Origin of the sequence: Streptomyces sp. AP-93 (genome assembly GCF_022808175.1) — a bacterium.
GTDB lineage: Bacteria > Actinomycetota > Actinomycetes > Streptomycetales > Streptomycetaceae > Streptomyces.
In genome coordinates, this window is the sequence record NZ_JALGBX010000001.1 from 235,924 (window position 1) to 255,128 (window position 19,205).

16 protein-coding genes are annotated in these 19,205 nt (G+C 72.1%); 8 read left to right on the forward strand and 8 right to left on the reverse strand.

The genetic code is table 11. The annotated features are described in order from the left end of the window. Positions 1–207 precede the first annotated feature (207 nt). The gene (locus tag MTF69_RS01115) at positions 208–2,316 is read left to right on the forward strand and encodes a VCBS repeat-containing protein (RefSeq protein ID WP_243329700.1); all 2,109 of its coding nucleotides are present in this window, start codon (positions 208–210) and stop codon (positions 2,314–2,316) included. 97 nt (positions 2,317–2,413) lie between these two features. Further along, positions 2,414–2,962 carry a putative immunity protein gene (locus tag MTF69_RS01120; RefSeq protein ID WP_243329701.1) on the forward strand — a complete coding sequence of 183 codons (549 nt, stop codon included), beginning with the start codon at positions 2,414–2,416 and terminating at the stop codon, positions 2,960–2,962. Positions 2,963–3,059: 97 nt separating this feature from the next. Here MTF69_RS01120 and abc-f read toward each other — a convergent pair whose 3' ends face one another. Further along, positions 3,060–4,745 (reverse strand): ribosomal protection-like ABC-F family protein, encoded by a 1,686-nt coding sequence (abc-f, locus tag MTF69_RS01125; RefSeq protein WP_243329703.1) that lies wholly within the window; start codon positions 4,743–4,745, stop codon positions 3,060–3,062. A gap of 194 nt (positions 4,746–4,939) precedes the next feature. Beyond that, complete coding sequence (locus MTF69_RS01130) at positions 4,940–5,815, reverse strand: NAD(P)H-binding protein (RefSeq protein ID WP_243329715.1); 876 nt, start codon at positions 5,813–5,815, stop codon at positions 4,940–4,942. A 110-nt stretch (positions 5,816–5,925) separates the two neighbouring features. Between MTF69_RS01130 and MTF69_RS01135 the strand changes: the two genes are divergently transcribed. Then, positions 5,926–6,324: a helix-turn-helix domain-containing protein gene (locus MTF69_RS01135; RefSeq protein WP_243329716.1), complete on the forward strand. Its 399-nt coding sequence runs from the start codon at positions 5,926–5,928 to the stop codon at positions 6,322–6,324. 22 nt (positions 6,325–6,346) lie between these two features. Here MTF69_RS01135 and MTF69_RS01140 read toward each other — a convergent pair whose 3' ends face one another. The 3 genes from MTF69_RS01140 to MTF69_RS01150 all read right to left on the reverse strand — a co-directional run bounded on the left by MTF69_RS01140 (position 6,347) and on the right by MTF69_RS01150 (position 8,545). Further along, positions 6,347–7,087, reverse strand: coding sequence for a PP2C family serine/threonine-protein phosphatase (locus MTF69_RS01140; protein WP_243330425.1), 741 nt, complete (start codon positions 7,085–7,087; stop codon positions 6,347–6,349). Between the two features lie 98 nt (positions 7,088–7,185). Continuing rightward, the gene (locus tag MTF69_RS01145; protein WP_243329718.1) at positions 7,186–7,839 is read right to left on the reverse strand and encodes a hypothetical protein; all 654 of its coding nucleotides are present in this window, start codon (positions 7,837–7,839) and stop codon (positions 7,186–7,188) included. A 76-nt stretch (positions 7,840–7,915) separates the two neighbouring features. Then, positions 7,916–8,545, reverse strand: coding sequence for a TetR/AcrR family transcriptional regulator (locus MTF69_RS01150; RefSeq protein WP_243329720.1), 630 nt, complete (start codon positions 8,543–8,545; stop codon positions 7,916–7,918). A gap of 121 nt (positions 8,546–8,666) precedes the next feature. Between MTF69_RS01150 and MTF69_RS01155 the strand changes: the two genes are divergently transcribed. Next, positions 8,667–10,187, forward strand: a complete 1,521-nt coding sequence (locus MTF69_RS01155) for an APC family permease (RefSeq protein WP_243329722.1) — start codon at positions 8,667–8,669, stop codon at positions 10,185–10,187. 97 nt (positions 10,188–10,284) lie between these two features. Next, entirely contained in the window at positions 10,285–11,904 is a 1,620-nt protein-coding gene (locus MTF69_RS01160; RefSeq protein WP_243329723.1) for an amidohydrolase, read from the forward strand. A 12-nt stretch (positions 11,905–11,916) separates the two neighbouring features. On the opposite strand, the gene MTF69_RS01165 is transcribed toward MTF69_RS01160, so the two are convergent. The 3 genes from MTF69_RS01165 to MTF69_RS01175 form a co-directional block, all read right to left on the reverse strand. Beyond that, entirely contained in the window at positions 11,917–12,822 is a 906-nt protein-coding gene (locus MTF69_RS01165; RefSeq protein WP_243329725.1) for a phosphatase PAP2 family protein, read from the reverse strand. A 126-nt stretch (positions 12,823–12,948) separates the two neighbouring features. After that, positions 12,949–13,989 carry a LacI family DNA-binding transcriptional regulator gene (locus MTF69_RS01170; RefSeq protein WP_243329726.1) on the reverse strand — a complete coding sequence of 347 codons (1,041 nt, stop codon included), beginning with the start codon at positions 13,987–13,989 and terminating at the stop codon, positions 12,949–12,951. 26 nt (positions 13,990–14,015) lie between these two features. Next, positions 14,016–15,719, reverse strand: a complete 1,704-nt coding sequence (locus MTF69_RS01175) for a glycoside hydrolase family 13 protein (protein WP_243329728.1) — start codon at positions 15,717–15,719, stop codon at positions 14,016–14,018. A gap of 220 nt (positions 15,720–15,939) precedes the next feature. Between MTF69_RS01175 and MTF69_RS01180 the strand changes: the two genes are divergently transcribed. Genes MTF69_RS01180 through MTF69_RS01190 form a run of 3 tightly spaced genes read left to right on the forward strand, consistent with a single transcriptional unit; the run spans position 15,940 to position 19,170 of the window. Continuing rightward, entirely contained in the window at positions 15,940–17,217 is a 1,278-nt protein-coding gene (locus MTF69_RS01180) for an extracellular solute-binding protein (RefSeq protein WP_243329729.1), read from the forward strand. 7 nt (positions 17,218–17,224) lie between these two features. Further along, positions 17,225–18,295 (forward strand): carbohydrate ABC transporter permease, encoded by a 1,071-nt coding sequence (locus MTF69_RS01185; protein ID WP_243329731.1) that lies wholly within the window; start codon positions 17,225–17,227, stop codon positions 18,293–18,295. 2 nt (positions 18,296–18,297) lie between these two features. Further along, complete coding sequence (locus MTF69_RS01190; protein ID WP_243329734.1) at positions 18,298–19,170, forward strand: sugar ABC transporter permease; 873 nt, start codon at positions 18,298–18,300, stop codon at positions 19,168–19,170. The last annotated feature ends 35 nt before the right edge of the window (positions 19,171–19,205 follow it).

The following is a 19,205-nucleotide window of genomic DNA, read 5'->3' on the forward strand; positions in this document are numbered from 1 at the left end:
GGTCCCCCTCAGACACGTGCATGACTTCCGGATATCCGACTCGCCACGAGCCCCGATGGTTGCCCTGTGGATCCAACCGATCCCCGCACCCCCCAGCGGCCGTTGACGGCCGAAACGGGCGCCCTCGTCCGTGATCATGGCCTGATATACGCTGCGCGCGTACTTGCATGCATCTCATGCATCTCATGCCCGGGGGGGCCTTTCCATATGACTCTGCATGCCCGCACGACGCTCGGCGTCGCGCTCACTCCTGTCCTCGCGCTCGCGCTCGCCGCGCCGACGGCGGCCTCGGCCGCGCAGGGCCCCGCCCAGGACGCGTCCGCCACCGCCACCACCGCCGCCCCGGTGCAGCTCGGTCCGTGGGCCAAGCCCACCCGGCTGGACCAGCCGATCAAGAGCATGGTGACGGCCAAGAACGGCACCGTGCTGGCGGTGTCGGGCGATACGGTCCTGCGGCGTCCCGCGGGGGCGACGGGCTGGCTCCCGACGGGCTTCAAGCTGTTGGACACCAGCGCCGTACACCTCACCGCACTGCCCGACGGCTCCGTCCAACTGATGTGGCGGGACGGGAACCTGAATACGGACACGAAGGCCTGGACCGCGATGCTCGCACCGGGCGCCACCGAGTTCTCGGCAGCGCAGCACTTCATCGGGTCCTACGAAGCCCGCGTCGCGGGCAGCGTCTCGGGACACGTCGTCGCCGCCTGGTACGCGTCCGGCAAGGTCTACGCCTCCGAGCGGACGGCCCAGGGAGCCTGGTCGGCTCCGGCCGTCCTGGCCACCGCCGCCCAGCCCCGTGACGCCGGAGAGGTGTCCCTCGCCGTCGCCAACGACGGTACGGCGCTGGTGTCCTGGGGCGGCGTGCTCGTGTGGGGGGAAGCACGCCAGTACCAGACCATGGAGAAGGCCGCCGGCGCCGCGCAGTGGGGCGCGCCGCGTGGTCTCGCCCTGGCAGGCTCGCCCCACGACCTGCAGCTCTTCGCACACCCCAAGGGCGGGTTCCACATGGTGTGGAACGGCCGGGCGGAGAGCGCACAGTCGCCGGACGTCGCACTGTCCTACGCGCGGCGGGCGGCCGGCACCACGTCCTGGAGCCCCGCCGAGCTCGTAGGCACCGGGACCGCCTACCGCATCAACGCACCGATGATTCTGCCGAACGGCGATGTCGTCCTGGTGGGTTCGAACCGCGTGCCCTGGTACAGCGTGCGCTCGGAGGCCAAGGGCACCTGGGCGGCAGAGCAGCGTTTCCCGTCCCCCCGCGCCGTCTACCACACGGTGCACAGTGTGCTGGCCGCCAACGGCACCGTGGCAGCCGTCTGGACCCGGGTCAGCGACGGGCGTGACCGCGCCTGGGCGTCCACGTACGCGGGCGGCACCTGGTCGGCCCCCACGCTGCTCAGCGAGGCGCACAACTGGAACTTCGAGATGACCGTCGACGGTCAGGGTCGGCCGCTCGTGGCGTTCGGTCAGAACGAGCAGGACGCCGACGGCGTGTACCACACGGTCGGCTACCTCGCGACCACCACCACGCGCAAGCTCCCCGTACGGCGCGACATCACGGGCGACGGCAAGTCCGACGTCCTCGGGCTCTCGACCGCGGGCAACCTCAAGGCCTACTCGGGCGCCGGTCTCACCGCGGCCCCGTTCACGGTGCCCGGCTGGGACCCGGCCGCCGAGGTGCTGCCCTTCGGGGACCTGAACGGCGACCGCTGCAACGACGTGTTCGTCCGCCTGCCGGGCGGCGAGGCCCGCATGTACACCCCGGTGTGCGGCGGACTCCCGTCGCCCGGATCGGCCTACAAGAAGATCGCCTCGGACTGGAAGGCCTACAACTCCTTCTCCGCTCCCGGGGACCTCACCGGTGACGGCCGCACCGACCTGCTGGCCCGCGATGCCGCCACCGGCAGCCTCTACCTCTACGCCGACAACGGCGCGGGCGGCTTCGCGGCGCGGGTCAAGGTCGGCACGGGCTGGAACGGGTACAAGAAGATCATCGGTGCGGGTGACCTCACCGGTGACGGCAAGGCCGACCTGCTCGGCCTCGACGCCTCCGGCGAGCTGTGGCGCTACAACGGCACCGGAAACGGCACCGGCACCGGCGTCTTCAAGAGCCGCGTCCTGGTCTTCAAGGACTGGGGCGGCAGCTACAAGGACGTCGTCGGCGCCGGGGACCTGAACGGCGACGGCAAGGCCGACCTCCTCTCCCGCGACACGGCGGGACGGCCGTGGCTGAACCCGGGCAACGGCGCCGGCGGCTTCGGCAACCGGACCGCCATCGGCACCGAGCCGATCTGGGACTACACGAAGATCTCCTAAGGCCCGTCGGCGGTGTCGGTCCGAGTGTCCGCCCGGCAGTCCCTCATCGAGCTGTCCAGCTGTCCAGCTGTCCAGTGCAATCGTGGAAGATGGAACCATGACAGGGGACGCGAGCGAGATCGTTCTGAGCACGCAGGACCTTCGCGAGGTCGCCGCGTTCACTGCGGCGTGTGCGGAGGCGGTGCTCGAGATATTCGAGGCCGATCAGCCGGACGACTTGCGGCCTCGAGACGCTGTCAGCGCCGCGTGGGAGTTCGCTCGGGGCGGCGAACGCGGGAGATCTCTGCGCGACACGGCGTGGGCAGCCCTCAAGGCGGCCAAGGGCGCGGACACTGCGGCTGCGCGTGAGGCGGCGTGGGCGGCGATGTCTGCGGCAGGCTCCGCCTACCTGCATCCGCTGGCCAAGGCAACCCAGGTCAAGCACATTCTCGGAGCCGGCGCTCACGCGGCCAGAGCGGCCGAACTCGTCGCCGGCGACGATCTGAGCGTTGGTTCCGAAAACCTTGAGCAGACGGTGCGTCGTGCGACACCGGTCGTCGTTGACGTGCTCAAACGCTTCCCGGCGGCGCCGAGTGGCGGCGGACGGGTTGGTGAGTTGATCCGCATGCTTGACGCTGACCTTCGTTCGCTCACCCTCGCTGAGTGACCTTCAGGCCCGAACGGCGCGGACTCAGCCGCGATCACCTGGCCGTGGCGCCCGCCGCGTGGGCCGGTTTCGTGCGGTACGCGGCGGGCTGACCCGGTCAGCTGACCGGCTGCGGCGTCCCGTCCCGCAGTTCCAGCCGGTCACCGGCGAACGCGGCGCGGAAGCGGGGGTCGTGGGAGACCGCGACCACCGCTCCCGGGTAGCCGGCGAGTGCCTGCTCCACCTCCTCGACCAGCGCGAGGGACACGTGGTTGGTCGGCTCGTCCAGCACGAGGACGTCGGCGGGCCGGGTCACCAGGCGGGCCAGTTCGAGGCGCTGCCGCTGCCCGGCGGACAGCGCCGCGACCGGTACCGGCAGGTCCTCCTCACGGAACAGCCCGAGCGTCAGCAGCTCCTGCGCGTGCTCCTCGGGCAGCCCGGGGAGCCCCGCCGCGAACGCGGCGAGCAGTGGGAGCCGGACGGGGGAGTGAGGCAACTCCTGTGCCAGATAGCCGAGTCGGACGTGCTCCGCGCGGCGCACCGTGCCCGCGTCCGGGGCCAGGTCGCCGGCCAGGACCCGTAGGAGGGTGGTCTTCCCGGCTCCGTTCGGGCCCGAGACCAGCAGCCGCTGCCCCGGCCGCACGGTGAGGGCGGGGAGGTGGAGCCGGTCGCCGACCCGGATCCCGGAGAGTTCGAGCAACGGCCCTTCGGGGGCGGCCTCGTGGGCGGTTCCGGGGATGGTTTCGGGGGCCGCGATCCCGGCGCCGAAGCGCAGCGGCACCGGCGGCGGCGCCACCGGCTCCGCGTGCAGCCGTTCGAGGTGCGTCCGGGCGGCCCTGACCTGCCCGGACAGCTTGGCTTCCGAGGAGCGGCGGTGCTTCCCGAAGCCCTGCCCGGGGTCCCTGCCGGTGCGGTCGAGCCGCCGGCCCGACGCCGCGACCAGGGCCTCGGTGCGCGCCAGATCCCCCCGCCACTCCGCGTACCGCTGCGCCCAGCGGGCGCGCGCGGCGGCCTTCGCCGCGAGGTATCCCGCCCAGCCGTCCCCGTACCGCACGACCGTGCACAGGTCCCGGTCGACCTCCAGGACCGTGCTGGTGATCCGCTCCAGGAAGTCCCGGTCGTGGGTGACGACGACGAGCGTGCCCCGGTGGGCGCGCAGCCGCTCCGCGAGCCAGTCGACGGCCCGCCGGTCCAGGTGGTTGGTCGGCTCGTCCAGGAGCAGGAGTTCGGGCGCGGCGGCCAGTACGCAGGCCAGCGCGAGCCGGGAACACTCGCCGCCGGAGAGCGAGCCGAGGGTGCGGTCCCGGGTGACGTGCCCGAGGCCGAGCCCGTGCAGCGCGGCGTCGGTGCGGGCGTCGGCCTGGTAGCCGCCGCGTTCCTCGTAGGCGGTCAGGAGTTCGCCGTACGCGTCGAGGAGCGCGGGATCGGGCTCGCCGCCGGCGCCGCCGAGGGCGGTCTCGGCGGCGCTGATGCGGGCCGCCAGCTCCCGCAGGCCGGCGAGGGCGAGGTCGACGGCGTCCTGGACGGTCAGCCCGGGCGCGAGGTCGAGGGTCTGGGCGAGGTGTCCGGTGCCGCCGGGGAAGACGGTGGTGACCTCGCCGCCGTCCGGCTCCTCGGCCCCGGCGAGCAGCCGGAGCAAGGTGGACTTGCCGGAGCCGTTCTCGCCGATGACGGCGGCCTTCTCGCCGGGCCGTACGGTCAGCGACACCTGGTCGAGCACGACCCGGTCGCCGTAGGCCTTGGTGACTCCGGACAGCGTCAGCTGGGACTGGGACTGGGACGGGTGATGGGCGCGCGGGCGCATGGGGGATCCCCTCGGGGTACTCGTTCTTCTTCCACTTCTCCTTCTGGGCGCGGGCAGCGCGGACACGCGGCGGAGGGGCAATGTGCATGCCCTCACGCCGCGTCCGAGCCGCTGATCAGCGGAAGAAGTAGTACGAGTACAAACCCATGGGGGCAGGATAACGCGAGCCGATTCGTTGCGTCTCGCGAGTTTCCTCAGCCCGCGCTGCGCGCCGAGGCCACGGCCTCCGCGACCGTCACCGCCAGCGGCGTCGTGGGGCGGCCGATCAGCCGGGCGAGGTCGCCGGAGGTGCCGGCCAGGCGGCCGCGCTCGACGGCCAGGTCCACGTCGACCAGGATCTCGGCGAAGGGGGCGGGGACCCCCGCACCGGTCAGGACGGAGAGGTGGGCCTCGGGAGTCAGGGCGTGGTACGCGATCTCCTGCCCGGAGGCCTCCGCCACCGCCGCCGCGTACTCCGTGAAGGACCAGGCCGTGTCGCCGCTCAGCTCGTACGCCGCGTCGAGGTGCCCTTCCCCGGTCAGCACGGCCGCGGCCGCCGCCGCGTAGTCGGCCCGCGCCGCCGAGGCCACCCGGCCCTCGCCCGCGTTGGAGAGGACCGCTCCGTGCGCGAGCACCGGAGCCAGGTTGCCGGTGTGGTTCTCGGTGTACCAGCCGTTGCGCAGGAAGGTGTACGGCAGGCCCGAGGCGAGGATCAGCTCCTCGGTCGCCCGGTGCTCGGCGGCCAGGTCGAAGTCCGCGTCGGGCCCGCCCAGGATGCCGGTGTACGCGAACTGCGCCACCCCGGCCGCCTTCGCCGCGTCGATCGCGGCGGAGTGCTGGGGCACCCGCCGTCCGACCTCGCTCCCGGAGATCATCAGGACGCGGTCGCCGGAGCGGAAGGCCCCGGCGAGGGTCTCGGGCGCGCTGTAGTCGGCGATGCGCAGTTCGACACCCAGCGCGGCGAGCGGGGCGGCCTTCTCCTTGTCGCGGACGACGGCGGCGATCCCGGCGGCGGGGACGCCCTGGGCGAGCAGCTCGTCGATGACGAGACGGCCGAGGGCTCCGGTGGCTCCGGTGACGACGATGCTCATGGCGGATTCACTCCTGGGTCTGGACCTTGTTCCCCGTTTCCGGGCTGTGCACTCACCGTACGGCGGGCGCTAACCAAACGACAGTACCCACTTTGAAGTAAGGTACCGGCATGGGAGTAAGTGAGAAGTGGACCATGGTCGAGGGCATGTGCCCGCAGCGGCTCGTCCTGGAGCACGTCACCAGCCGCTGGGGCGTCCTCGTGCTGGACGCCCTGCTCGACCGCTCGTACCGGTTCAGCGAACTGCGCCGGGGGATCGCGGCGGTCGCCAAGGTCAGCGAGAAGATGCTGACCCAGACCCTCCAGACGCTGGAGCGCGACGGCTTCGTGCACCGCGACGCCAAGCCCGTCATCCCGCCCCGCGTCGACTACTCGCTCACCCCGCTGGGCCGCGAGGCCGCCGAGCGGGTCCGCGCCCTCGCCCACTGGACGGGTGTGCGCATGGAAGACGTGCAGCGGGCGCGCGAGGCGTACGACGAGTCGAAGCGGCTGGAGGCGGCCCTGAAGTAGCGGGACCTCGCGTAGCGCGACCTCACGCGCCGATGCGTACCAGCGCGAGCGAGATGTTGTCGGGGCCCCCGGCCTCGATGGCGGCCCTCCACAGCTCGAACGCGGCCTTGCCGTCGTCGTGCGTCCGCAGCACCTCGTCGATGGCCTCTTCGGGCACCGGGTCGGTCAGTCCGTCGGTGCACACCAGGTAGCGGTCACCCGGGGACAGCGGGAAGGCCGCCACGTGCGGGGTGAGGACGTGCTCGGCGCGGCTCCCGCCGAGGGTCTGCGTGACGGCCGACGTGGTGCGGTGCCCGGGCAGCGGCGGCGGGCTGTCGTCCACGCTGACCTGGCGCAGCCCGCTATCGGCCGCCTGGAACACCTTGCTGTCGCCGACGTTGAACGACAGCAGCGACTCCGGCAGGACCAGGGTGCCGGCGACCGTGGTCCCCATGGCGGTCAGCTCCGGACGGCCGTCGGTGGCGGAGTGCACCGCACGGTTGCAGAGGTTCAGCGCGTCCTCGATGGCCTCGGCGCCGTCCAGCGTGGGGCCGAGCAGCGCGAGTTCGCGGACGACCAGCTCGCTGGCGACCTCGCCGGCCGGCTGCCCGCCGAGCCCGTCGGCCACGGCGACGACGAGCGGTCTGCCGAGGGGGAAGAGGAGCGTCTGCGGGCTCCGGGTCGTGGTCCCGCACAGCGTCCAGGGCCCGACGACCAGGCTGTCCTCGTTGTGCTCGCGGACCAGCCCGACATGACTCAGGGCGGTCACGGCTATGTACTCCACCACGAGGTCCCGCCTCTCCGCGACGCAGATGTGTCCTTCCCTCGTCGCCACCATTGTCCCGCCGCCGGGCGAGCGGCGCGTGTCCGCGGCTCCGGTGGTCAGTACTCCGTGCCCCTGGCCGTGAACGGGCCGGTCGCGGGGGCCACGCACTTGTCCGTGACGGGCTCCTCGCCGCCGCCCACCGAAGCCTCCACGCAGAGCCGTCCGCCGTTCTCGCGGAGGTCGAGCGAGAACTGCGTGGTCGCGCCGGACTGCTTGAGGTCGTGGATGCGCTCGTCGGGATAGCCGGCGGCGTTCAGGGCCGCCCTGACCTTGGCCGCGGTGGGCTCCGCGATCTTTTCGACGGCCAGGTAGACCTGCTGCTCGTGGCTGACGCCCGCGCACCAGTCGCGGGTGTCCAACTCCACCATGGGGCCCGCCGTGGGCGCGATCGGCGTGACCCCCGTGTCCTGCGACTCCGCGCCGGGCGGTGCCGGCTGCGGGCTCGGCGGTCCCCCCTGGAGGGTGCCCGGAGCCGGGCAGGATTGCGCGATGTGTGCCTGTATCTCCGCGAGGGCCGGAGAGGACAGGCTTCCCATGGGCTTCGCGGCAGCTGCCGGCGCGGCCGGGGCGGCGGGCTCGCCGCCGCCGGTCGCCTTCGCGGTGCCGCACGCGCCGAGTGCCAGCACGGCGAGGGCCGTCAGGGCCAGGGTGAGCCGCGGCCGGCGCGCGGAGCGGGCGAACGTGCTGGTGGAGCCATGGGTTCGGGTCATGCGCCCAGTCTGTGATCACGCCGAGCCCGGCGCGTGAGTACGCGTACTCACCTGGGCCGGGGGTACTTGCTCAAGCTCAGGGCGTGCACGGGCCGGTCACGGCGGCCCCGTCGCGCAGCCCCCTCGCGTACGCCAGGAACGCCGTCAAGCCCACTTCGAAGGCGGCCTCCGCGCGGCCCGGGCCCTGCGCGGCCAGGGCGCGGGCGAGCAGCGGGGTGCCCGGGGTCGGCTCCCACATGGCGTCCGGGGCCGCGAGGTCCAGGGCCGAGCCCAGGACCAGGTTCTCCAGGCCCGTGAGCAGCGGCATCACCTGCTCCGCGGCGAAGCCGGCCCGGAGCAGGAGGGCGACCGCCCGTTCGTACTGCGCGAGCACTGCGGGCGCCCGTACCGGGGTCGTCATCAGCAGCGGGATGGCCCGCGGATAGGCGGCGAAGGCGGCCCGGTACGAGCGGGCCCAGGCCTCCAGCGACCGGTCCCAGGGCTCCAGGGAGGACAGCGTGCCGCCGTCGATCCCGGCGCACACCCGCTCGCGGATCAGCTCGATCACCCCGGCCCGGCCGTCCACATGGTGATACAGCGACCCGGTCTGCACCCCGAGCGCCCGGGCGATCTGAGGGACGCTGAACTCGCCTTGCTCGGCCAGCAGTTGCAGGCCGGCAGCGCCGATCCGCTCCCGGTCGAGCAGTGGAGTGCGCGGCCGCGCCATCGTATTTCTCCCGCCGTCAGGTCTTCCCGTACGTCAAAACCGGAGGCTACATTGCCGCAAACCGAAAGCCTTTAGGTTTTCGGCTCCCCGCCGCCCGCCGTTCGCAGAAGGGTGCTCCCGCATGCCCGAAACGCCCGAGCCGCCAAGAACGAACACCGACCTGCGCCGCGGCGCGCTCGGTACCGCCGACATCTCCTTCTTCGTCGTCTCCGCCGCCGCCCCGCTCACCGTCATGGCCGGCGTCGCCCCCGTCGCGATCCTCCTCGGCGGCATCGGCGCCCCCGCCGGCTACCTCCTCGCCGGCCTCACCCTCGCCGTCTTCGCCGTCGGCTTCACCACCATGAGCCGCCACGTCCGCAGCGGCGGCGCCTTCTACGCCTACATCGCCCGCGGCCTCGGCAAGCGCGTCGGCATCGGCGCCGCCCTGCTCGCGCTCATCGGCTACAACGGCATGGAGATCGGCGTTTACGGGCTCCTCGGCACCACCACCGCCGACACCGGGCGGGCCCTCGCGGGCCTGGACATCCCCTGGCTGCCCGTCTCCCTCGCCGGCCTCCTCCTCGTCTGGTACGGCGGCTTCCGCTCCATCGACTTCGGCGCGAAACTGCTCGGCGTCCTGCTCGTCGCCGAGACCGGGATCCTCGTCCTGCTCGCGGGCGGCGTCCTGCTGGAGGGCGGCGCCCACGGCCTCTCCCTCGGTTCCTTCGCCCCCGGCGCGGTGCTCGTCCCCGGCACCGCCGCCGTCCTGGCCTTCGCGTTCGCCGCGTTCACCGGCTTCGAGTCCACCGTCATCTACCGCCGCGAGGCCCGCGACCCCGACCGGACCATCCCGCGCGCCACCTACATCGCCGTCGCCTTCCTCGGCCTCTTCTACGCCTTCGTCGTCTGGACCGTCATCCAGGCCTTCGGATCCGAGGAAGTCCTCGCCGCGGCCGCCGACGACCCCGCCGGCCTCTTCTTCACCGCCATCACCACCTACGTGGGCCCCTGGGCGGCCGACCTGATGCACGTCTTCATCGTCACCAGCGTCATCGCCTCCCTGCTCGCCTTCCACAACGCCATCAACCGGTACGCGCTCGCCCTCGCCGAGGAAGGCGTCCTGCCCGCCGCCCTCGGACGGATCCACCCGCGCCACGGCTCCCCGTACGTCGCGGGCGCGGCGCAGACCGCCCTCGGGGCCGTCATCGTCCTCGGCTTCGCCCTCGCCGGAGCCGACCCGTACCAGCAGCTCCTGCTCTGGGTGAACACTCCCGGCATGATCGGCCTCATGGCCCTGATGCTGCTCGCCGCCATCGCCGTACCCGTCTACTTCCGCCGCGTCCGGCACGACGAGGGGCCCTGGCGGACCCTGATCGCGCCCGTCATCGCGGCGGTGCTGCTGGCCGTCGCGATCTGCCTGGTCGTCTCCAAGGTGGCCCTCTTCACCATGGCCTCCACCACCGTCAACACCCTCCTCGTGGCCCTCGTCCCCGCCGTCTTCCTCGTGGGGCTCGCCCTCGCCCAGCGCCTGAAGACCCGCCGCCCCGAGGTCTACGCCCGCTTCGCGGAGGAGCCGGCCGGGGCAGCGGCACCTTCGGCACCCGCAGTACCCGCAGCGCCCGCAGCGCACGGGGAGTCCCAGGCACCCGTAGCGTCCGCATAGCCCGCATAGCCCGCATGGCCCGCAGCACCCGTACAGCCACACCAGCCCGACCCGCCACACCAGCCCGACAGCCCGACGCCCCACAAGGAGCAGAGCCGTGCCCGCTGCCGACACCGTCCTCACCGGAGCCCGCGTCCGCACCCTCGACCCCGCCCGCCCCGAGGCCCGCGCGGTGGCCGTCCTCGGCGGCGAGATCGTCGCCGTCGGGGACGAGGCCGACGTCCGCGACTGGCGCGGACCCGGCACCGAGACCGTCGACCTCGGCGGAGCCACCCTCACGCCCGGCCTCACCGACGCCCACAGCCACCCCGTCTGGGGCATCGAGATGGCAACCGGCACCGACCTCTCCGCCGTCACCGACCTCGACCAGCTCCGCGCCGCCCTGCGCACCGCCGACCGGGGCCCCGGCGGCTGGGTCACCGGCTTCGGCCTCGACCACAACGCCTTCGGCGGCCGCCCCGTCGACAAGGCCCTGATCGAGGAGGCCCTCGCCGGAGCCCCCGCCTTCCTGCGCCTCTACGACGGCCACTCCGCCCTCGCCTCCGGCGCGGCCCTGGCCGCCGCCGGGATCACCGGACCGCGCGCCTTCGCCCAGCGCTCCGAGATCGTCTGCGACCCCGACGGGCGGCCCACCGGCCACCTCGTCGAGCACGCCGCCATGGCCCTGGTCGGCTCGCTCGCGCCGAAGCCCACGTACACCGAACGCCGCGAACGCCTCACCCGGCTGCTCTCGGACATGGCCGCCACCGGCCTGACCGGCGCCCACGTCATGGACCTCGGGGACGGGGACGTACCCGCCCTGCTCGCGACCGCCGAGTACGAGGGCGACCTGCCGCTGCGCCTGAACCTCTCGCCCTGGTGCATGCCCGGCGCCACCGGCGAGGACCTGGAGGAGCTGATCGAGCTCCAGCGGCTCACGGGCCGCCACTGGAAGGTCGGCGGGGTGAAGTTCTTCATGGACGGCACCGTCGAGGGCGGCACCGCCTGGCTGGAACACGCCGACTGCCACGGCCGCGGCACCGAGGCCTTCTGGCCCGACCCGCAGGCCTACGCCGAGGCCGTACGGGTCCTCGACGCCGCCGGGGTGCGCACCGCGACCCACGCCATCGGCGACGCGGCGGTCCGGCACGTCCTGGACACCGTGGAGTCCCTGGGCCTGCGGGGCCGGATGCGGCACCGGATCGAGCACATCGAGACGGTCCCGGACGGCCAGCTGAAGCGGTTCGCGGAGCTCGGGGTGATCGCCTCGATGCAGCCGCCGCACACCGCGTACACCCGGGCCGACCACAGCGACGAGTGGTCCAAGCGGCTGGGGGAGGAGCGGGCCGGCCACGCCTGGCGCTGCCGGGACCTGCGCGAAGCCGGCGCGGTCCTCGCCCTCGGCTCGGACTGGCCCATCGCCCACTACGACGCCCGCCAGGTCCTGGCCACCGCCCGCGACCCGCGGGGCGCGGCCTCGGCCGGTACGGGGGCCTGGACCGGGGCCGCCCTGACCGGGCTGATGGCCCTGGAAGGCATGACCTCGCACGCCGCGCTCGCGGCGGGGGAGGGAGCGGTGGCGGGCCGGATCGCGGCCGGCTTCCGGGCGGACCTGACCGCCTTCGGCCTGGACCCGGTGGACGCTCCGGCGGACGAGCTGGGCGGGGCGCCGGTCCGGCTCACCATGTCGGGAGGCCGCATTACCCACAGAGAGGGGTGTACCCACAGGGAGGGGTGAGAGGGGCCCCGCTCAGCGCTGGAAGCGGGCCAGCGCCGGATGGTTCAGGACGGCCGCCGTCACCGGGTGGCGGCCGGTCTCCTCGGGCCGGCGCGGCAGCCGGTGCGGGAGGGATCCGTACCAGGCGCGGGAGACGGCGTAGCCGAAGGCCAGGCAGAGCAGGCCGCCGACGGCGTCGAGCCAGAAGTGGTTGGCGGTGGCCACGATCACGACCAGTGTCGCCGTCGGGTAGAGCAGGCCCAGGATCCGGGCCCAGGGAGCGGAGGCGACCGCGAAGATCGTCAGCCCGCACCAGAGCGACCACCCTATGTGCATGGACGGCATGGCCGCGTACTGGTTCGACATGTGCTTGAGGTTGCCCGAGGCCATCGAGCCCCAGGTGTGGTGGACCAGCACGGTGTCGACGAAGTTCTGCCCGTTCATCAGCCGGGGCGGCGCGAGCGGGTAGAAGTAGTAGCCGACGAGGGCCACGCCCGTGGTGGCGAAGAGGACGAGCCGCGTGGCCGCGTAACGCCCGGGATGAAAGCGGTAGATCCAGACCAGCACGCCGATGGTCATGACGAAGTGGAGCGTGGCGTAGTAGTAGTTCATGCCCACCACGAGCCAGGTCACCGAATTGACGGCGTGGTTGACCTTCTCCTCCACGGCGATGCCGAGCGCCTGCTCCGCCTTCCAGATCCAGTCGGCGTTCGCGAGCGCGGCCGCCTTCTGCTCGGGCACGGCGTTGCGGATCAGCGAGTACGTCCAGTAGCTGACCGCGATCAGCAGGACCTCGAACCAGATCCGGGGTCGCCGGGGGGCGCGCAGCCTGGAGAGCAGTGCGCGCTCGGACGACTCCGGACGGTCCTTGCTCTCGGTCACGGGGGGTGACGAGACGTCCGTCCGGGTATCCAGTGTCTTCACGCTCGCTTCACCCATAGGAAAAGAGTCTGCCAGATGCGGACTCTCCTTCGATCATCCCTTGGGACGGTCTTGGCCGCAGCCCCTCCGCCTCCGGGACGAGCAGAGGCCGTACGCCCCTAAGGGAAACGGCAGGGGCGCGCCTCAGGGGCGCGCGGCGGACCGGCCCTGCTGCGGGCCCGAAGCGGTCGAACCGCGGACGACGAGCTCGGGCAGGAACACGAACTCGCTGTGCGGGGCCGGCGTACCGCCGATCTCCTCCAGCAGGGTCCGTACCGCGGCCTGGCCCATGGCCTGCACGGGCTGGCGGATGGTGGTCAGCGGCGGATCCGTGAACGCTATGAGCGGGGAGTCGTCGAAGCCCACGACGGAGACGTCCTGGGGGACCTTGAGCCCCTGCTGCCGGGCCGCCCGGATCGCGCCGAGCGCCATCATGTCGCTCGCGCACACCACCGCCGTGCAGCCGCGCGAGATCAGCGCGGCCGCGGCGGCCTGGCCGCCCTCCAGCGTGTAGAGGGAGTGCTGGATCAGCTCCTCGACCTCCTCCTCGCCGAGCCCGAGCCGCTCCTTCATGCCGAGGCGGAAGCCCTCGATCTTGCGGAGCACCGGCACGAACCGCTTGGGCCCGACGGCCAGCCCGATCCGGGTGTGCCCGAGCGCGGTCAGGTGGGTCACCGCGAGCTGCATCGCGGCCCGGTCGTCGGGGGAGACGAACGGCGCCTGCACCTTGTCGGAGAAGCCGTTGATGAGGACGTACGGGACGCCCTGCCCGCGGAGTTGGTCGTAGCGGCCCATGTCGGCCGTGGTGTCCGCGTGCAGCCCGGAGACGAAGATGATCCCGGAGACCCCGCGCTCGACGAGCATCTCCACGAGCTCGTCCTCGGTGGACCCGCCGGGCGTCTGCGTGGCCAGCACCGGGGTGTAGCCCTGCCGGGTCAGCGCCTGGCCGATGACCTGGGCGAGCGCCGGGAAGATGGGGTTGTCGAGCTCGGGGGTTATCAGGCCGACGAGCCCCGCGCTGCGCTGGCGCAGGCGTACGGGGCGTTCGTAGCCGAGCACGTCGAGGGCGGCCAGCACGGATTCACGGGTGCCTGCGGCCACACCGGGCTTGCCGTTGAGCACGCGGCTGACTGTGGCTTCGCTGACCCCCGCCTGGGCTGCGATGTCGGCTAGCCGTGCGGTCACGGGATTGGACTGTACCGGTCGGACGTTCACAATGACCACCACGTGCACGAATCCGGGGGAAGCCGGACGGTGCGGCCGTCCGTCTCCACCGGGGCGCTGGACAGGACGGGGCGCCCGGGCGCGGGCAGTTCGACCGCGGAGGGCCGGGTGTTGAGGGTGCAGACGAACCCGGGCCGGGTGAAGAGCAGCACCCCCTCGGGCGCGGGCAGCCACTGCATGCCGGTGGCTCCGCCGGAGGCGTCGGCCCCGGCCTCCGGCGCCCCGAGGCCCGGCAGGGCGTGGCGCAGTTCCAGGGCGGCGCGGTAGAGCTCCAGGGTGGAGTGGGGGTCGCCCGTCTGGGCGGCGACGCTGAGCCCGCCCCAGCCGGCCGGCTGCGGGAGCCAGCTGCCGGCCGGCCCGAAGTCGTACGGGGGCTCCTGCCCGGACCAGGGGATCGGCACCCGGCACCCGTCGCGCAGCCCCTCCTGCCCGGCTGCCTCGGAGGCGGCGCCGGGCGCGGCCCCGGCCCCGGCGGCCGCGGCCCTCACGTCCGGCTCCCGGCGCCCGCGGCGGTACGCCGGGTCCCGGCGGGCGGCATCCGGGAGGTCGGTCACCTCGGGGAGCCCGAGCTCCTCGCCCTGGTAGACGTACGCCGAACCGGGCAGCGCCAGCATCAGCAGCGCGGCCGCCCGCGCCCGGGCCAGGCTGCCGTAGCGGGTGCGGTGCCGTACGACGTCGTGGTTCGACAGCACCCAGGTGGTCGGGGCGCCGACGGAGGCGGTGGCGGCGAGGGACTCGTCGATGACGGTGCGCAGCGCGAGGGTGTCCCACGGGCATTCCAGGAAGCGGAAATTGAAGGCCTGGTGCAGTTCGTCGGGGCGGACGTACAGCGCGAGCCGCTCGGAGGTGGGCGCCCAGGCCTCGGCGACCCCGATCCGCGGGACCTCGTAGGAATCGAGGAGCCGCCGCCAGGAGCGGTGGATCTCGTGGACGCCGTCCTGGTCGAAGAAGGGGAGCGGCTCGGTGCCGATCAGGGTGGCCTGCGCGCCGCGGCCGATGTCCGGCATGCCCGGGGCCTTGACCATGCCGTGCGCCACGTCCACCCGGAACCCGTCGACGCCGAGGTCGAGCCAGAACCGCAGGACGGCGGAGAACTCCTCGGCGACCTCCGGGTTCTCCCAGTTCAGGTCGGGCTGCTCGGGGGCGAAGAGGTGCAGGTACCAGGCGCCGTCCGGGGTCCGGCTCCAGGCGGGCCCGCCGAAGACCGACTCCCAGTCGTTGGGCGGGAGCTCCCCGGCGGCCCCCCGGCCGGGCCGGAAGTGGTAGCGGTCGCGGGCTCCCGGCTCCCCGGCCAGCGCCGCCCGGAACCAGGCGTGCTCCTCGGAGGTGTGGTTCGGGACCACGTCCACGATGACCCGCAGCCCCAGCGCGTGGGCGGCGCGGATGAGGTCGTCGGCGTCGGAGAGGTCCCCGAAGAGCGGGTCGACGGTCCGGTAGTCGGCGACGTCGTAGCCGCCGTCGGCCTGCGGGGAGAGGTAGAAGGGGGTCAGCCACACCGCGTCGACCCCGAGCCGGGCCAGGTGGGGCAGGTGCTCGCGGACCCCGCGCAGGTCCCCGATTCCGTCGCCGTCGCTGTCCGCGAAGGACCGTACGTACACCTGGTAGATGACGGCATCGCGCCACCAGCCGCCGCTCGCGGTGGCGTTGCTGGAAGCGCTTGCAAGCCGGGAGGCGGTCAACTCGTGGGTCATATCGGGTCAACGCGTGTACGCACCCCCTGGTTGCGGGCCCGGACAGTCGAAGAGGGTTCGAACTAACAGCAAGCTGCGGCAACCGTACGGACACACGGATGTAACGATCACCTCTTCTTGCAGAAAGTTCCCGCAAGGTCTTTCGGTCGGCTTTCAGGCTTGTTACGTTCTCGGCAACTCGGGACCGCGAGGCGCGGCCGGGATCATCGAAGGAGTTCATATGCGGCGTGGCATAGCGGCCACCGCGCTGGTCGCGGCTCTGGCGCTCGCGGCGACGGCTTGCGGCGGTGACACCAAGGACGGCGGCAGCAGCGGCGCCAAGGCCGACGGGGAGCTCTCCGGCACGGTCACGTGGTGGGACACCTCGAACGACGCCGAGAAGGCGTCCTTCCAGAAGATCGCCGAGGCGTTCACCGCCAAGCACCCCAAGGTGACCGTCAAGTACGTCAACGTCCCGTACGGCGACGCGCAGAACAAGGTCAAGAACGCCTTCAGCAGCGGCTCCGAGGCCCCCGACGTGATCCGCGCCGACGTGGGCTGGGTCGCCGACTTCGCCTCCCTCGGCTACCTCGCCGAGGTCCCGGCCGACACGGCCAAGAAGGTCGAGGGCGAGTTCCTGCCCCAGGCCGCGGCCAGTGGCAAGTACGAGGGCAAGACCTACGCCGTCCCGCAGGTCATCGACACCATGGGCCTCTTCTACAACAAGAAGATGCTCGCCGACGCCGGCGTCCAGCCCCCCAAGACGCTGGAAGAGGTGAAGACCGCCGCCGCGGCCATCAAGGCCAAGACCGGCAAGGCCGGCCTCTACCTGCGCGGCGACGACTCCTACTGGTTCCTCCCGCTCATCTACGGAGAGGGCGGCGACCTCGTCGACGCGAAGACCAAGACGGTCACCGTCGACAACGCGGCGGGCGTCAAGGCCTTCAAGGCCGCCCGCGACCTGGTCACCTCGGGTGCGGCGATCACCAACGCCACCGACGGCTGGACCAACATGCAGACCGCCTTCAAGACGGGCGAGGCCGCGATGATGATCAACGGCCCCTGGGCCGTGGCCGACGCCTACGCGGGCGACCAGTTCAAGGACAAGGCCAACCTCGGCATCGCCGCGGTCCCGGCCGGCTCCGTCAAGGCGGGCGCCCCGCAGGGCGGCCACGACCTCGCCGTCTACGCGGGCTCCAAGAACATCGCCGCGGCGAACGCCTTCGTCGACTACATGACCTCGCAGGAGGTGCAGGTCCAGTCCGCCAAGGAGCTGAGCCTGCTCCCGACCCGGATCGCCGCCTACGAGCAGCCCGACGTCAAGTCCAACGAGATGGTCACCTTCTTCAAGCCGGCCGTGGACAAGGCCGTCGAGCGCGCCTGGATCCCGGAGAACGGATCCCTCTTCGAGCCGCTCAAGGTCGAATACACCAAGGCGGTCACCGGAGCGTCGAGCCCGGAGGACGCGGCCAAGGCGGCCGGCGCCGAATTCCGCAAGATCCTCAAGGGCTGGAAGTAACGAAAAGATGGCTGCTCACACCAGCCAGTCGGTGGCGAAGGCCGCGGGCAGCGAGACCGGTCCTGACGCCGGTCCCGCCGCCCGCGGCCGGAGCCGCAGGACTGACAGCAGGGCCGGTGGCAAGACCGACAACAGGACCGGCGGGAGCAACCGCCCGGGGCTGAAGCGGGCCCTGGCCACCCACTGGTACGCCTGGGCCATGATCACCCCCGTGGTGCTCGTGCTCGGCGTGATCATCGGCTGGCCGCTCGTCCGCGGCGTCTACCTGTCGCTGACCGACGCCACCGAGCGCAACGTCGGCCGCACCATCGGCGCCAACCACATCGAGGCGACGTACGAGTTCATCGGACTCGACAACTACGCCGACGTCCTGGCCGACCCGGTGTTCCTGCAGCGGCTGGTGTGGACGGTGCTGTGGACCGTCGCCTGCGTGTCGGTCACCTTCGCGCTCGGCCTCGGCCTCGCCACCGTGCTCAACCGCGAGTTCAAGGGGCGCGCCGCCTACCGGATGGCGCTCATCCTGCCCTGGGCCGTCCCCGGATTCGTCTCCGTCTTCGCCTGGCGGTTCCTCTTCAACCGCGACAACGGCATCCTCAACAAGATCCTCGAAGGCGGCGGCATCTCCGCCGTCCCGTGGCTCGACGACCCGACCTGGGCCAAGATCGCGGTCATCGCCGTCAACGTCTGGCTCGGCATCCCCTTCATGATGGTCGCCCTGCTCGGCGGCATGCAGTCCATCCCCGGCGAGCTCTACGAGGCGGCCGAGATGGACGGGGCGAGCCCCTGGCAGCGGTTCCGCCACATCACCCTGCCGGGACTGCGCACGGTCAGCATGACCGTGATCCTGCTCTCCACCATCTGGACCTTCAACATGTTCCCGGTGATCTTCCTGCTCACCCGGGGAGGCCCGGGCGACTCCACCGAGATCCTGGTGACCCAGGCCTTCCGCGAGGCGTTCGTGACGAGCCCGCGCGACTTCGCGGTCTCGGCGACCTGGGGCGTACTGATCCTCCTGCTGCTCACGATGTTCGCGCTGGTCTACCGGCGCTCGCTGCGCAAGCAGGGAGAGGTGTGGTGACCGTGACGACCAACTCCGAGACCGTCGCGAAGGCGGCCCCCGTCCGCCCCCGCGGCAAGCGCTCCCCGCTCGCCTCCGCCGGGCTGCACGCCACCCTGGCCGTCGCCGCGATGATCGCCGTCTTCCCGGTGCTGTGGATCCTGCTGACCTCCCTCAAGCCGGCGAAGCACGCCATCTCCACGGACTTCGTCAAGGAACCGACCCTCGACAACTACCGCTACCTGGTGGAGTCGACCTCCTTCCTGGCCTGGTTCGGCAACTCCGTCCTGGTCGCCGGCATCACCACCGTCCTCGGGGTGTTCATCGCCGCCACCACCGGATACGCCGTCAGCCGCTTCAAGTTCCCCGGAATGAAGCCGCTGATGTGGACCCTGCTCATCACGCAGATGTTCCCGATGGCCATCCTCATCGTCCCGCTCTACAACCTCATGGGAGACCTGGGGCTGCTGAACCAGCCGCTCGGCCTGGTGATCACGTACCTCACCATCGCCGTGCCGTTCTGCGCCTGGATGATGAAGGGCTTCTTCGACACCATCCCGGTCGAGATCGACGAATCCGGCCGCGTCGACGGGCTCAACCCCTTCGGCACCTTCTGGCGCCTCATCCTGCCGCTCGCCAAGCCCGGCCTCGCCGTCACCGGCTTCTACGCCTTCATCACCGCCTGGGGCGAGGTCGCGTACGCCTCCGCCTTCATGGTCGGCGACGAGAACCTCACGCTGGCCGGCGGCCTGCAGACCTTCGTCACCCAATACACCTCCAACTGGGGTGCGATGAGCGCCGCTTCCATCCTCATCGCCATCCCCGCGGCCTTCTTCTTCCTCTTCGCCCAGCGTCACCTCGTCGCCGGGATGACGGCGGGCGCGACCAAGGGCTGACCACCCCGCGCCCCGCCCTCGTACCACCCGGCCCG